Here is a 15,549-nt window from a genome sequence, read left to right as displayed (position 1 = left end):
ATCAGGCTGATGCTCAAACGGCTGGCACATTTATAGATCCCAAATGGGTTCTATAAGCGGCTTAACGAAATTCTGCAAAAGCTCCTGCTGGACTGAGCGTTGCTTAAGCCTGGCTGTCTGTACCCAACACCGTGTCTTAGAAACTCATTCTAGTTTGCTCCTTGATTGAAATCTCAATAGCGGTACAGTTACCTACGCGTTTCGCAAATTTTAGGTAAGCCTGTAACGCTGTGAGATTTCATGAGCTAGTTGTTTTGCCAGGATTTCCTCGCAGGGTTCACATGAATTCAAGAGGTTTTCGAGAAGAAGTGCATTGCCAAGTTAAAACTCAGCGTTCTGCTGTCTTTTCGATCGTTTCTATTACTGCCAAACCTATACCAGAAGCTGCGATTAACAGTATTGCTGATATCAAATAGGCGTTGGCAAGCATTTGGAGGGCACCATCGAAGAAAATATAGGTGGTCATTACGGTTCACCTTTGGAACTCTGTGCTGCTAGTGTTGTTGATCTCTTCGCACCCTAAACTGGTGTATTTCGTTGAGAAATTCCTAGCCATTGCATCTTAACAAAACTTTAGCTCTTTCAGGACACAGTTCAAACTTTTTCTTTTTGAAGATTCAATGAATTTTTCTTGTATTTAGTCAAAATTAATACTGGCATTTAGTTGGAGTATTAATTAAATCATTCCATTCAAAAACAAAATTTTTGCTTAATAGTGATATTTTAGACCCCAATAATTAGATACTACCTAAGAAGTATTAAGTATGTTTCTATTGTATAATTGTCTACTTATCAGGTTCATAGCGATAGAATTATCAAAATAAGCAGCGTTCAATTGTGGCAATAACTGATTGAGAAAGCGTTGAGAAATCGTAACCACCTTCTAAGCCAAAAAGTATTTTTTGAGTTAGTTCTAAACAATAATCAATTAATAAACCGTAATCTTTGGGTTGGAGATTGATACTAGCTAAAGGATCTGCGGCATTAGCATCATAACCAGCACTTACAATGAGTAAATCTGCTTGGAAATGAGATAAAAATGGTATTACTTTTTTCTCAAATAGTGGCTGATATACTGTGATATTACTACCGGGTGGTATAGGTAAATTTAATACGTTATTATGAAACCCGCGCTCGGAGGCTTTACCAGTACCGGGATAGCAGGGGTACTGATGTAGAGAACAGTAGGCAATTTGTGGTTGAGTTTCTACGATCGCCTGAGTACCATTACCGTGATGTACATCCCAGTCTAAAATGGCAACACGATTAACTCCAGGCTGTTCTAGGGCGTAGAAAGCAGCGATCGCCGCATTAGAAAATAGACAAAAGCCCATCCCGGCATCACTTTCAGCATGATGTCCTGGTGGACGGGCTAGTACAAAAGCCGGATTTGCTGTTGCTAGTACGGTATTAACTCCATCCAACCAAGCACTGACTGCCAACAATGCCACATCATAACTACGTGGTGAAACTGGTGTATCTCCATCCAAATAACCGCCACCAGTGGAGGCGATTTCCCAAACTTTTTTAATGTAGGTTGGAGTATGGGCTTTTACTAACATAGGCATCAGCAACGGATTATTTGATGCTGGTGTAGGCGATCGCCATGCAATTTTTTCTGCAAACGCAGCCGCTTTTAAGGCATTAACGATCGCTGTCAAGCGTTCTGGTTTTTCTGGATGGTAAATCCCAGTTTTGTGATCGAGAAACTCGTCAGAATAGATGACTGGCAGCATAGGGTGAAACAGGTTGGCAGCAAGATACGAATGCAATTGTAACCTGACTAATCTTTGGTAAAGCCAATCATTTCATCTGTTGGTTCATCAAGCATTTCCGGTACTAAAGCTTGGTTACCCCGACGTTCCTCTGCGGATTGTTCTCGAATAACATCGTCCATTTTCGCAGGGTGTTTAATTTTATCCCGCAACTCTGGGCTTAATTGCGATGCATCAGTATCTGGATTCATCTTTTCGGCTTGACTAGGAACTGTTTCTTTATTCATCATCATTTCCCAAACTAATACGCCAAGCTTAAATTCTCTTGTGGCTAGGTACACACTATCTTGGGGCTTAAATCCTGTTTACAGACACAAAGAAAGGCAACAACCCTCTTGAGATTCAAGATGATTCACCGAAGCCAATAGCTCAAACCATAGAAATCGTAAAGATTCAGTATTTTTTGTTTCACAATAGGGAATTAAGCAGTGCTACCAAATAAGCCTGCGACTGGCAATCAAACTCAACGTTGGACATTTTTGCAACTTTTTGGATTGGCAAAGCGTAATCCTCTGATGATTTCACGGTGGGTTTTATGCTGGGTAGGTGTGGGGACTATTTGTGGTCTATTTACTGGTTTGTACTAAAATTTTCTAGAACTGATCGTTCATTATCACTCTATTCTTTACTGGTGTTTGCGTAGGCAAAGTAGTAGCAATTTTAATTTTGGGGAATCAATCCTGCCCTTGCCATGATCTTTACAATGGCAGTTGAGAATGCAGCAGTAACGCGCACACCTATCAGTACCACTTTGCTGCTATCGAAACTGACTAACTTCAGTCCATTCACACCCATCCTTTTTGCAAGTTTGACAGGCTTTTTTTGCCCTCAAAGTTCCCTTAATTGCATCTGAGCTTAAGAACCAGAAAGAAGCTACTAATTAAATAGCTTAATTAGCCAACAAAACGTTATTCCTGAAACTTTTTGAGGAAATCTTACTGTGTTGCAAAATATTTAGCAATTTCTGCACGACTTAGAGGTATAACTGTTGCTCTTGGTCGGATCGGCTGTAACATAGCGTTCAGACTGCACCTTGAATTACTAGCTTTTCTATATACGCAACCAAAAGTTATACCAGGTATCCGGAAGTAATCGCCGATTTTTAGTTGTTGGAAGGTCATTAGATCCTCAAAAATCTTAGGAGGTAACGGTTATGAAAGTAAAAACTGATCGAACTTAATTTACACCGTTATCTTAACCTTGCTTTGTTTTCTCTGTGTTTGGGAAATTTTCACTATTAATAAGGCGTTTAATAAGGCGTTTCATGAGACGGCTGAGTTAGCTCTCCCCGGCAAAAAAAAGCAATATGTGCTAGAATTGTATCAAAATATCGCAATTATTCAAGAGTATTTTGGAATAATTTTGCGTTTCGTCAAGTATAAAGGCTAAAATCTGCGATTTTTGGAGTTTTTTAGGTTATGACAACCTCACAGGAGAGGATTATCCCGACAGATCTGCGGAACGAAATGTCCCGGTCTTATCTGGAATACGCCATGAGTGTGATTGTGGGTCGGGCGCTGCCAGATGCCAGGGATGGTCTGAAACCTGTGCATCGTCGCATCCTCTACGCAATGCACGAGCTAGGTTTGACCCACGATCGCCCGTTTCGGAAATGCGCCCGTGTGGTGGGAGAAGTGTTAGGTAAATATCACCCCCACGGCGATACAGCAGTATATGATGCCTTGGTGCGGATGGCGCAGGATTTCTCCATGCGATCGCCCTTAATTAACGGCCATGGCAACTTCGGTTCAGTAGACAACGATCCGCCAGCGGCAATGCGATACACAGAATGTCGCTTGCAAGCTTTAACTAGCACAGCCCTACTGCACGACATCGAATCGGAAACCGTAGACTTTATCGATAATTTCGACGGTTCCCAGCAAGAACCAACAGTTCTGCCATCACGAATTCCGCAATTGCTGCTGAATGGTTCCTCTGGGATTGCTGTGGGTATGGCAACCAACATTCCTCCCCACAATTTAGGCGAACTAATCGATGGTTTAGTAGCGCTGATTCACAATCCAGAAATTACTGATATCCAGTTAATGCAGTATATCCACGGCCCAGACTTTCCGACTGGGGCGCAGGTTTTGGGAACGGCGGCGATTAAAGAAGCTTACACTACTGGGCGTGGTTCGATTACCATGCGCGGTGTCGCTAATATCGAAACTATTGAACAACGAGGACGCCCCGAAAGAGAAGCAATTATCATCACTGAGTTGCCTTACCAAACCAACAAAGCGGCATTGATTGAAAAAATTGCTGAGTTGGTAAATGATAAACGCATTGAGGGAATTGCGGATATTCGGGATGAAAGCGATCGCGATGGAATGCGAATTGTGATCGAACTCAAGCGCGATGCCTATCCCCGTGTTGTACTCAACAACCTCTACAAGCAAACCCCACTGCAAGCCAACTTTGGGGCAAATATGCTGGCTTTGGTAAATGGTGAACCTCAGATACTCACCATTAAGCAGTTCTTAGAAGTCTTTTTAGATTTTCGGATTGAATCTATTATCAGACGCACACGCTACGAACTGCGAAAAGCTGAAGAACGCGACCATATACTGCAAGGGTTGTTAATTGCCTTAGCACATTTAGATGAAATTATTAACTTGATTCGTCATGCATCTGATGCACCCACAGCCAAAGGTGAGTTAATTACAACTTATGGGCTTTCGGAAATGCAAGCAGATGCGATTTTGCAAATGCAACTGCGGCGGTTAACTGCCTTAGAAGCCGACAAAATTCGCCAAGAACACGAAGACTTACAAGCACAAATTGCTGACTTGCAGGATATTTTGGCACGGCGGGAGAGGGTGCTGACAATCATAGAAACAGAAGTCACGCAAATCAAAACTAGCTTCGCCACACCTCGACGCACGGTAATTACTCATGCTGAAGGGGAAATAGATGATCGCGACCTGATAGCTAATGAAAAAGCGATCATTCTCCTGACACAGCAAGGTTACATCAAACGGATGCCAGTTAACACCTTTGAAGCTCAAAGCCGTGCTACTAGAGGCAAAGCTGCGGCCAAGGTAAAAGATGATGACACTGTTGAGCATTTCTTGACTTGCTGCGATCATGATAGCGTTTTATTCTTTAGCGATCGCGGTGTTGTCTACTGCCTGAAAGCCTATCAAATTCCAGTTGGTTCCCGTACTAGTCGGGGGACACCAATTGTCCAAATGCTGCCGATTCCAAAAGAAGAAAAAATTACCTCGATTGTGCCGGTAGATGAGTTTACCAGCGAAGAATATCTGGTCATGCTCACTAAAGGTGGCAATATCAAGAAAACTGAATTGTCAGCCTTTAGTAACATTCGTGCTAATGGCTTGATTGCTATTTCCTTGGAAGAAGGGGATCAACTACGTTGGGTAAGACGCGCCAGGGTGGAAGATAGTGTAATTGTTGGTTCTCGTCAGGGGATGGCGATTCACTTTAGATGTAACCATGAACAACTGCGTCCTTTAGGTAGGGCAACTCGTGGAGTTAAATCCATGAAATTGAAGAATGGGGATGAATTGGTGGGTATGGATATCCTCCCAGCAGCCATTCTGGATACATTGAATACCGAAACAGAGGCGGAAGCCGATATTGAAGATATCATTGAAACCGAAGATATCGAAAACGAAGAGTCTACAGAAGTTCCAGCTAACGGTAGTATTGGCCCTTGGGTGCTAGTAATTACTATGGGCGGATATGGTAAACGAGTACCAGTTGCTCAGTTCCGGTTACAAAATCGCGCCGGACAGGGTTTAATGGCTACTAAATTCAAAAACCGCAAGAGTAAAGACCAATTGGCAACCTTACAGATTGTCAATTGTGATGATGAGATCATGATGGTCACGAATCGCGGTATTATTATCCGCCAAGCAGTAAATGCAATTTCTGTACAATCGCGATCGGCAACAGGGGTGAGAGTGCAGCGTCTAGATGAAGACGACGCCATTACTGGAGTAGCAATAGTTCCTCCTGATGCTGCTGATGCGGAAGAGGTGGAATAAAAAATATAAGGATAAAGGATGAAGTATGAAATATCAAACAAAAAAGTTACTTTCATCCTTTAGCCTTTACACTTTATCCTTCATCAGCGGAGTTTTGATGGGGCTGACTGTAGCCCCTATAGGCGCATGGTTCTTAGCTTGGATTGCCTTAGCCCCTCTATGGGTGTTAGTTGTCAGTTTTAAACAACGGAAAAAACCATCTCCCCTGCTCCTTGCCCTCATTTGGGGTATTGGTTATCACGGTTTTGCTCTATCCTGGATTACTGGCATCCATCCGATGGATTGGTTGGGTGTTCCTTGGCTAGCAAGTTTGGCAATCACCCTATTTTGTTGGACATTTGTTAGCCTTTGGGGAGCAGCAATAGCAGCTGTTTGGGCAGCTTGCATGGTTCGTTTTGTCGAACACAAGCCTCTGGTGCGTGTTCTAATTGGTACAGCTATTTGGTGCGGCTTAGAGGGGCTTTGGAGCGCCGGGGCTTTATGGTGGAGTTCTCTTTCTTACACCCAAAGCCCGCATAATTTGGTAATTTTACACCTGGGTCAACTTTCTGGCCCTAGTGCCATCACATCTGTAATTGTTGCTGTGAATGGCTTAATTGCTGAGGGATGGATTAACCGCAAAGATACGAAGAATCAGTTTAATAAATATTTAGTGATAGCGGCAGGGCTATTCATTACTTTACACCTTATCGGATTTAGCTTATACAGCACTCTCATTAGCAAATCACCAGAAACAGCCTTAAAAGTAGGAGTTGTTCAAGGCAATATCCCCAACATCATTAAACTGCGACCAGAAGGTCTGCGTCGTGCCATTACAGGCTACACCGAGGGTTATTTAACTTTAGCTGACCAAGGTGTAGATGCAGTTCTTACTCCAGAAGGAGCCTTACCTTTTTTTGTACGTAACTTGAGTACAACTCCCATAATTTCAGCAGTACGGGAAAAGGGTGTAGTTGCTTGGATTGGGGCTTTTGGAGAACGAGGACGTAGCTATACAAATAGCTTATTTACTTTTGCTGGAAACGGCGAAGTTTTTAGCCGCTACGATAAAACCAAGCTAGTACCATTGGGGGAATATATTCCTTTTGAGGCGATTTTAGGTCAACTCATTCAGCGCTTGTCACCATTAGATGAACACCAAGTTCCTGGTTCACCAAATCAGCTAGTGGACACCCCTTTTGGTCGTGTTATTGTCGGTATCTGTTACGACTCGGCTTTTTCGGAACAATTCCGCCGTCAAGCTGCTTCGGGTGGGCAATTTATTTTGAGTTCTTCTAACGATGCCCATTACAGCGCAGCCATGCCATTCCAGCATCATGCACAGGATATCATGCGGGCAATTGAAACTGATAGATGGTCGGTACGGGCGACTAATACAGGATATTCAGCTTTTATAGATCCTCACGGTAGAACATTGTGGATATCTGGATATAATACCTACGCAACTCATGCCGAAACGATTTATCAAAGGCAAACGCAGAGTTTATATGTGCGTTGGGGTGATTGGTTGACACCCTTGTTGTTAATAGCTGCTGGCGGAGTTTGGCTGGTGCATTTGAAAATGCAACGCAGTTGAGAAAAGTAATTATAGGTTTACTGCGGAACTTGGCTTAATTAGCAGAAGCAGGATCGGGGACAAATAAAATTTTTGAATTATATCATGTCCATTCAAATAACCGTCATTGCGACCGTAGGGCAGCAATACCAAAAGCATTGCGATTGCGTCGTTTCACTTCGTTCCACTCGCAATGACATTAAGGGTGATTTGCCGGACATGATATTATTCATCTAAAACTCAGGACTTACGCAAAATTATGAAGAAACGAACCGCATAGACGCGGAGCGGCTACTCTACACTTCGGGAACGGCTTCGCCGAACCAGAACGCTTTCAGCGAACCTGCGGGGTAGAGCGCAAAGTACGCAAAGAAGTAAGAGTTTTAGAGAGTTTTTGCATGAGTCCTAAAATTGCATTACTTGATTGATATATATTTCTACTTCTGTTCCGGCTGGTAGAAACCAAATATTAGTTCGTTGAGTCATTTGGGAGATTGCTTGCTGATTGCGTTGTGCAATTTGAGGAACTACAGTATTCATACCGCCCTCGAAAACACCAGCCACAACATTTCGTCGTGGGTTGGTATTGCTAACGATAGTACCAGTGCTACTTGTAGTTACAACTTGAGCTTCAGTCCGATTAAATAACTCTGCTGCTTTGCCAAGTCCCCCTAGAACAAAGAGTCCCATATCCATCCCCATAATAGATGACCCGTGATTTGGAAATTGCTTGGCGATGAGAGGTTTACCTTGAGGAGCACGAATCATCATCGCATTTTGCGGTAAGCTTTTTTCTGTGAGATTGCCATTGTCTTGTAAAATCAATGTGTTGACATCGAGCTGTAATAAGCCTTGTTCTGTAAGAGAACGAATTTCAGTTAATAACTCGGTGTTAGCAGGAATAGCGATCGCACCATCCACAGCTTTTAATGGTTCTTTCAAGCGCACAACAAATAAATTTTTTCTCTCAGTATTTGTTGGCTGATTCGTTTCTCCAAATACAGCTGTCGCCAACACAGCTTTCGCATGGCTCCCTACTGCTATGGATTTTTGGCCCTGCTGTCCTACTTGGCTCACCTTAGAAGATTGCTGCTGTTGAGTTTGTTCCGGCTTGGGATTTATTACCTGTTGCTGCGTCTGGTTGTTTGTTGGAGATTCTAGAGTTGTTGCATTCACATTAGGTTTAGCAGTAGCAGATACCTGACCGTAGCTACCTAACGTTGCTAATCTTTTCCAATCCTGAAATGGGTTTGGTTTAGGTGATGGATTTTCTGGGTTTGTAACTATCGGCTGAGGTAGAGGTAATAGTGAAGGTTGAGGAAGGAGGTTCTGTTGAGGATAAGGGGATCGAACAAGGCGCTCAACTGTAACTATTCGAGGTTGGTAAATTGTTGGTAAAGGTGTTGGTTTTTGTTGCGCCACCGTTAGTTTCTTTCGGGAATTAGCTGACGCTTCTAGCTGAGGAAGCGATGTTATTGTACTTCTAAGACTTTGTTGTGCTAGTTTCACGGCCTGTGCTTGTTCCGCCAAAGCTAGTTTTGTTTTGAGAGTTTCTATTTCTCCTTCTAGCTTTTGCAAATCAGATTGATTTGTGGGTTGCGATTGTATTACTGGAGGAACAATATTCTTATTTTTCGGTTTTTGATTAGTACCACTCATTAATTGCGATAAAAAACCACCAGCAAACAGAACTATAACCAAAGTTACAGTACCTACTACACCTAACTTAGCAAAGGGGTTAGATGATAGTGGTTGTTCTGTTTTCGCTTCTGGAGGTTGAACAAGTGATGGCTGCAAGGTAGCTGATTCTTCTACTAATTCGACGTTGGTTGATAAAGATTCATCTTCCAAACCAACTAATCTTGCCATTCGTAATTCCCAATCTGTTGTGCCTACTTCTAAGAGGTATTCGTTAGATGTAGGAGTTATTAAATCTTGTGTAGGAGTTTCTGAAGTAACTGAAGTTTTAGTCATAATAGTACGGTTTAGTTTTAATTTTCGGAACAGTCTTTATCTTTTAGTTCGCAACTGCTGCAATATTGCTCTATCTATGAAACATCAATAAATTAAGGTGAACAAATACTTACCAATTCAAAGCATTAGCGAAATTACCTGTTAAATACCACGCAGCGAAGCGGCTAATTGGCGTGCAAATTCCGAATTTACTTCATATTTATCATGGTAATGCTGAATATCTTGTTTGGGAAAAAAATGTCGGCTGCCACTCGCTGAACCCAACCAATTAATCTTGTTATCAAGTTTTGTGGTATTTATGATAGGTTGGCTTTGTATAGCAATACGGTTTTAAGCGTAAAAAAATGTGGTGATTAAAATTACTTACTTATAGGCATTCCAGACATTTTCTTTCTTACGGCTGATTTAGGATTGCTATAGTATTTGATTGGTTGAAAAAAACTCTTGCTCTTGAGGCATAACGCTTTGCTTGCTTTTTCTGATGTATTTCTCAAGATCAACTATTTGCTGGTATCACCAATTACAAATCCTGTAAGTACATCCGCAATTGTGACTGCTACAACTACTAATAAAGGTGTTCTGGCTATATTTTGCCAATCTTCATCTTTACGCACTGCGTTGACTACTCCTATTAAGGCAACTGCTATGTACAGTAAGTAAAGTGCCCGTAGTACATTAAATACTAATCCTACTGCTGCTTGGGTGCCGCTATTTGTGCTTGCTCCTTGTGTTAGGGTATTTTGAAAAAAGTCTTCAGCTTTCTTAAAAAATTGCGCTTGTGCTGGTAGTGCGAAGTAATCTAGCCAAAATACACTTAACAGCAATAATGCTGCTATTGCTTGTATGGCGATCGCCCATCGCTTTGATATCTTTAAGTTTTCTCCTATCTTGTGCGTTATTATTGCTATCCAACTTCCTACTAGTAAGCACATTACTAGTATCGGACTTTTCAGGCTGATTGCACTCAACAACACTCCACTCGCCGCCAAAAAGGGTACTGATTCTACAAGGGTAAAACGCCAAGATTCTAGTGTCGCTCTTAATTTGTGGGGTTTTTTCACTATGTTGTTAGCGAAAGTTGTGAAAAAGTTTCTCCGATGAGAGCTTTGCCCAGACATTCGTAAATTACCTTTTTGATCACAATTATCACTTGAGTTTAAGATTATATCAAAACTTTACACAAATCAAAATATCTTTATATAATAAGTGTGCTTTTACAGGCAACGCTTTGATATGTAATGTGTTTTGCAATTAGAGCGGCTAATTTTTTTATTTCAATAAATTTACAAATTATTTGAAGAAGAAAATATAGCTAAAGTATGATGACTACCTCATGTTTGAGCGCCATTAGTTATGAGCTAGTCTCCCGAAAGACCGATACTGAATTCAAGTGGGGAGTCTAACAAGCCATCAAGCTTTGGAAACAGATAGTATTCTGTCCCAAACGTTGCTTGACAAGACAGACAGAGCTTTTAAAAACGACATTAGCAAAGCGTTAACCGCACTTGTACCCGCTAAGGTGAAGAATCTGCACTTAAATAATGTCATTGAGATCCTTAGATAGATATTAAGTAACTCTGATAAATAAACTAATCAACTTTTATTAAGGTTGGGTAATGATTTGTTTAACTATTAATTAGTTAATGCCAAAAATTAATTTATTTCAAAAACAAAATTTTGCAAAAAAAAATAAGTTATATATAAATTTTAAGATATTAAAATATGAATTTTGATTATCAAATAGCTATAGTTAACAGCAAGGTGTTCATAATTGATAAATTGTAATTCGTAATTAAATTGTAAGTATGAATGGTAACATTTAGATTTGTTAGTTGAAAATTCTTTGATGTGAACAGTAACATTCGCCTACAGATGATTCTGGCTGATACACCAGTGGGTAAGGTATTACCTGCTATAGCCCAACTTAATCTGCCTGATTGGTGGTTAGCAGGGGGTGCGGTACGCAATACAGTTTGGCGTTCAATTTTTGGTAATGATTGTGAATTATTGATCAAAGATTTTGATATTGCATTCTTTGATTTTCAGGGAAACCGTTCCCAAGAACTAGCAGCGAAAACAACTTTGACAGAACAGTTTCCTAATAAGCAGTTTGATGTGAAAAATCAAGCTAGTTTTGCTCGTTGGCGTCCTGGCCGTAGACCCTACAATAGTACAGAGGATGGTATTACCGAATGGTTACATACTGCTACTGCTGTTGGAGTGCGGCTAGATGCACAAGGGCAATGGCAATTTTTTACTCCCTATGGTTTGGATGATTTGTTTTGTGGTATTGTCCGACCTACACCTGTACATATCTATAATCCTGATGCTCAAAACAAGGCATCTGGTTTTGTGCAAAAGTGTCCTTATTTGCAATTAGCGTAACTGGAAATCTCTCAGGTGAAATATTTATTTTCGATAAACCACATAGGACAGAGAAAACGCATAGCCAGAACTCAAATAATTAATGTATCTACTACTAAGATAATTGAATATTGATTAGCGATCGCCTAATCAATAAACTGTTTTTTAGCCAATAGTTTGCTCTCAAAGCGACTATAAACAATTTGAGTAGGATACCAAGTCGAAAACCAGTACAAATCTTGAATAACCTCTTGAGAGTTATTTTGATCTACCTTAAAGCTAACTAGAGCTAAGTTATTTAATCCTACTACTTCTCGTCCATTTTGAAACCAAGGTGCTTTCCAAAACATTAGACGCTGTAACTTTCTCCATTTATCTTTTCTGGCTTGTTGTTTGGAAGTTAATAACCAAAGCGGATTAATTCCAAAGTCAGCAATTTGGGCGTTTTGTCTAGGAACCCATTCTAATACACAATTCCAGTCAGATTTCTGTTGTGAAAAGCTATAGCGTCGAAATTGTCTGGCTGAAAGTTCTAACATATTTAATGGATTAAACCATCCTATCCATCGCCGCACTCTTTCTGGTAAAAGCCAGTCTTTAAGCCGTGTATGAATTAATCGCGTAATAGTTTCTTCATTTTTAAATGGGCTAGCAGTTAACTGCACTAATACAGAATCCTCTTCAGAAATCGGAGAAGTTTTAGCATAAAATAAGCGGACAACAGAACTATAATGAATATCTCCAGATAGAACAACAATTTGTTGACGTTGCTCAAACAGAGTAGTGAGAAATTTGGCTAACGCTTCAGAATTAATATTCCAGGCATCTCCAACATCTGCGGCAAATACTTTATCGCGTCGCAGCTGCCAATAGTGAATCCAATCTATTACTTTTAGACCAAATAGATTTGTAGGTGCAACCACAAATGTGATTGGGATGTGAGGTTTTTCGGTGGCTTCATGGGCTAGAGGCCCAGAGAGTTGGCGCTCAAAGGCTTGTGGGCATAGCAGCATTGGTGGTGCTGTCGGTTTTTGATCAGCAGGGTAACCTCGCCATGTGCGTGTATCTAAAACAATCACTTCATGGCAATGACTTTTTATTGTATAGTTCCAGGTGAGTGCCTCAGAATGTCGAGCTAAAACCAACACTGAACTATCTAAAACAAATTCTGGTAAGTCTGTATGTGGATTAATAGGTGGCATCCCTAAATAACGAGCGATCGCATCACAAGCCGCAGCATCCGTTCCTTTGGAAGCAGACCAGTCCTCAGCCGCCGCCAATAATTTTTCGCCGGGTTGACCAGCTGCAAATTGTTTAGGAGTATTACCCCATGCTTGAAACACCGCATAGGCTAACAGCGCATTTTGAACAGTTCTTCGCCCCAAAGGACGTCCTAGTACCCGTAAACACCAAGCTTGGTTGAGGTTCCAATCGTCGCTGACATCATGGTCATCAAAGATACTGTACATGGGTATATTTGCTAGGGCACGCCGCACTTTCCAGAGGGTATGAATGAATTGCCGCATATCCCGAACTTCCCGATCCCACTGGCGGCTGACTCTACGGCTAGCCATCATCTCCCGTCCTTTAGGAAAAGTGATCGGCCAACACACTGGAGACCATGACAATAAATAAGATGCGTAATACTCACCAAGACTGAGTAAATGACTTTTGACCTTGGTGTGTTTATTGTGTAAACCCGCAGTGAAACCAGCCTGTTTAGTCGCTACCTCTGCTCGATTTCCGGGAAGCAGCTGCTTTGGTGTGTAATAACTAGCATCTGTAGGCTGCTGTTGAGTAAATGGAAGCCGTTCTTCCCAGCCTAATAACACATCACCAAGCTGAGTGGAAACCCACAATAGCGGATCAGCAACATCATCACCATAAATTTGGTCACCAGTGAGGAAGAGTTGATGGGGGCGTTGTCGCGGTTTATTTGCTGCTTCCTCGATCAGGCAATCTAAAATGGGCAGTGCATCGAACCCATCACCGTGGGGTTTACGACAGGAACCATGTACAATGCGTAAATCTTGAAAACTGGTTGGTGGTAGAACAAATGTTGGTTTTTGATGTTTAAAATAGCTGATGTTGACGTTGGGAAAGCGGTTTGATTGCAAGGCTTGCTGTAATGTTTGCTGTGTCTGGGAGGATTGGTCAGTAAACTGGAGGTCGTATGCATATATGCGATCGCTACTCAAATGATACTTACCCGCAGATTGAGCCGTTACTGCAACAATATGCAGTGATTTTCCCAATGCAAAGGTAAAGCGTCTTCCTTCCAATAAACAATTTGTGACTACCGTACCGTTATTTGCTGTGTCATAAACCTTGAGTTCTACCTGACAAGGCCGTTTGAGCGCAATCCAGACTGTGACTGATTCGGGTTCTGTGTGTTGTAACATTGGCCCCGCCAAAATTAGCGGTAGTTCTTGTAAAAACTCGTCTCCAGATTGGTAGTTCATTACAAACTGTGCAAACTTCCTTCAAACCGTATTGCAATTGGTGCGTGTTTTTCTGTGCAAAGCTTGACGGTGAACTTCTTTTATAGTACAAAAATACTACAAAAGTTCAGTTTTTACATCAGAATTTCACACTCTCAACTGAAAAATAGCACCTCTACGCCTACAGGAGAGCAAATTTAATGAAGTTATCTAAGATAGACTTGAGCAACTTAATTGCGATCGCTCAGTCTGATGGATATTTACAGTTATTGCTTGATCGAGGCGACGAAATAGCGAATTGCTTCTGAGCAAGACTGATACTGCCACAACGGTACTCACAACACTTGCAATGGTAATGCTTAACTTCTTGCTCATTTTTGAAGTCCTTTGTAGTAGAAATAAAAAATTGTCTAATTTAAGTAAGTAACTTTTTTTAAGCGTTAAAATTTCCTCATACAAGCAGAAGATTGAAGGTTAAGGGAAACAAAAGGAGGCTGCCCAATCAGCATTTTCTAGAGGATGTAGGTGGCTTAAGCCACGACCGTACAAAAAAGGTACTCCGCACTAGCTCTCAAAACCATTGCCATTGGTTGTTTGCAGTTCGCTACACCTAGTACTAGCTGAAACCGCTACTTTTGTCTTCGATTTCAAAAATTTGCGGTTGATTGACTTTTTTGGTTGATTACTTTGTCCTGGTGTCACATAAAAGATTGCGAGATTGATGGTATTTTATTTTTGCACAAACTCCTTTATCTCAATCGCGATACAAGTTATGACACTCAATTTATATTTACTGCGACATGGAGAAACTACTTTTAGTCAAAGTGGTAATTTCTGCGGTGAAACTGATGCGGAATTGACTTCTTATGGGATGCAGATGGCATCCGGTTTTGCCGATGTTTATCAAAAATTGAAGTGGGAGGCTGTTTATGTTAGCCCGATGAAGCGCACAATTGCAACTGCCAAGCCATTTTGTGATGCTATTGGTATGGATATGCAGTTGCGTGACGGACTTAGAGAAGGTAGTTACGGCGAATGGGAAACTAAGAGTAAATCGTTTGCCAAAGAGAATTACGCAGAAAACTATGTAAAATGGTTGACAGAACCCGCTTGGAATGCACCACTAGGTGGAGAAACTGCGGTAGATATTGCTAACCGTTCTATGCCTGTAATTGCTGAAATTCAAGAAAAACATCCCCAAGGTAATGTTTTAGTAGTTTCCCATAAAGCCACGATTCGGATTATGCTTTGCAGTTTACTGGGAATTGATTTGGGACGCTATCGCTATCGGGTGAATATTTTGGTTGCGTCGGTAAGTATGGTTAAATTTGACGTTAATGGCCCTTTGTTAGAAATATTAGGCGATCGCCATCATATACCCGATCATATTCGCTCTCGTCCGGGAACATAATACTCCTTACGGGAGCATC

General features: G+C 41.3%; 11 protein-coding genes and 1 pseudogene. 7 read left to right on the top strand and 5 right to left on the bottom strand.

Annotated elements, in window-relative coordinates:
* The first annotated feature begins 281 nt into the window (after positions 1-281).
* A complete protein-coding gene (locus AC5JL8_RS11645) occupies positions 282-416 on the top strand; it encodes a hypothetical protein (protein WP_495879938.1) in 135 nt (44 codons plus the stop codon).
* 399 nt (positions 417-815) lie between these two features.
* Here the strand turns inward: AC5JL8_RS11645 and AC5JL8_RS11640 are convergent, their stop codons facing one another.
* On the bottom strand, positions 816-1,736 hold the full coding sequence (locus tag AC5JL8_RS11640) for a histone deacetylase family protein (RefSeq protein ID WP_495879929.1): 921 nt from the start codon (positions 1,734-1,736) through the stop codon (positions 816-818).
* 47 nt (positions 1,737-1,783) lie between these two features.
* Positions 1,784-2,002: a hypothetical protein gene (locus AC5JL8_RS11635; RefSeq protein ID WP_495879937.1), complete on the bottom strand. Its 219-nt coding sequence runs from the start codon at positions 2,000-2,002 to the stop codon at positions 1,784-1,786.
* A gap of 201 nt (positions 2,003-2,203) precedes the next feature.
* Here AC5JL8_RS11635 and AC5JL8_RS11630 point away from each other — a divergent pair, with 201 nt between their 5' ends.
* The 4 genes and pseudogenes from AC5JL8_RS11630 (at position 2,204) to lnt (ending at position 7,361) form a co-directional block, all read left to right on the top strand.
* Positions 2,204-2,362: a hypothetical protein gene (locus AC5JL8_RS11630; RefSeq protein WP_495879928.1), complete on the top strand. Its 159-nt coding sequence runs from the start codon at positions 2,204-2,206 to the stop codon at positions 2,360-2,362.
* 19 nt (positions 2,363-2,381) lie between these two features.
* Positions 2,382-2,659: pseudogene (locus tag AC5JL8_RS11625) on the top strand (chloride channel protein); the annotation flags it as partial.
* A 534-nt stretch (positions 2,660-3,193) separates the two neighbouring features.
* The gene (gyrA, locus tag AC5JL8_RS11620) at positions 3,194-5,785 is read left to right on the top strand and encodes a DNA topoisomerase (ATP-hydrolyzing) subunit A (RefSeq protein ID WP_495879927.1); all 2,592 of its coding nucleotides are present in this window, start codon (positions 3,194-3,196) and stop codon (positions 5,783-5,785) included.
* A 25-nt stretch (positions 5,786-5,810) separates the two neighbouring features.
* Positions 5,811-7,361, top strand: coding sequence for an apolipoprotein N-acyltransferase (lnt, locus tag AC5JL8_RS11615; RefSeq protein ID WP_495879926.1), 1,551 nt, complete (start codon positions 5,811-5,813; stop codon positions 7,359-7,361).
* A 384-nt stretch (positions 7,362-7,745) separates the two neighbouring features.
* Here lnt and AC5JL8_RS11610 read toward each other — a convergent pair whose 3' ends face one another.
* Together AC5JL8_RS11610 and AC5JL8_RS11605 are read right to left on the bottom strand one after the other, a co-directional pair.
* On the bottom strand, positions 7,746-9,314 hold the full coding sequence (locus AC5JL8_RS11610; protein WP_495879925.1) for a TrbI/VirB10 family protein: 1,569 nt from the start codon (positions 9,312-9,314) through the stop codon (positions 7,746-7,748).
* Between the two features lie 500 nt (positions 9,315-9,814).
* Entirely contained in the window at positions 9,815-10,432 is a 618-nt protein-coding gene (locus AC5JL8_RS11605; RefSeq protein WP_495879924.1) for a hypothetical protein, read from the bottom strand.
* 730 nt (positions 10,433-11,162) lie between these two features.
* Here AC5JL8_RS11605 and AC5JL8_RS11600 point away from each other — a divergent pair.
* Positions 11,163-11,699: a nucleotidyltransferase family protein gene (locus AC5JL8_RS11600; RefSeq protein ID WP_495879923.1), complete on the top strand. Its 537-nt coding sequence runs from the start codon at positions 11,163-11,165 to the stop codon at positions 11,697-11,699.
* A gap of 125 nt (positions 11,700-11,824) precedes the next feature.
* On the opposite strand, the gene AC5JL8_RS11595 is transcribed toward AC5JL8_RS11600, so the two are convergent.
* Complete coding sequence (locus tag AC5JL8_RS11595) at positions 11,825-14,140, bottom strand: alkaline phosphatase D family protein (RefSeq protein ID WP_495879922.1); 2,316 nt, start codon at positions 14,138-14,140, stop codon at positions 11,825-11,827.
* A gap of 751 nt (positions 14,141-14,891) precedes the next feature.
* On the opposite strand from AC5JL8_RS11595, the gene AC5JL8_RS11590 reads away from it, so the two are divergent.
* Positions 14,892-15,530, top strand: a complete 639-nt coding sequence (locus AC5JL8_RS11590) for a histidine phosphatase family protein (RefSeq protein ID WP_495879921.1) — start codon at positions 14,892-14,894, stop codon at positions 15,528-15,530.
* The last annotated feature ends 19 nt before the right edge of the window (positions 15,531-15,549 follow it).

It is taken from the genome of Mojavia sp., assembly GCF_059505145.1.
This window is presented reverse-complemented; position numbering and strand designations above follow the sequence as displayed.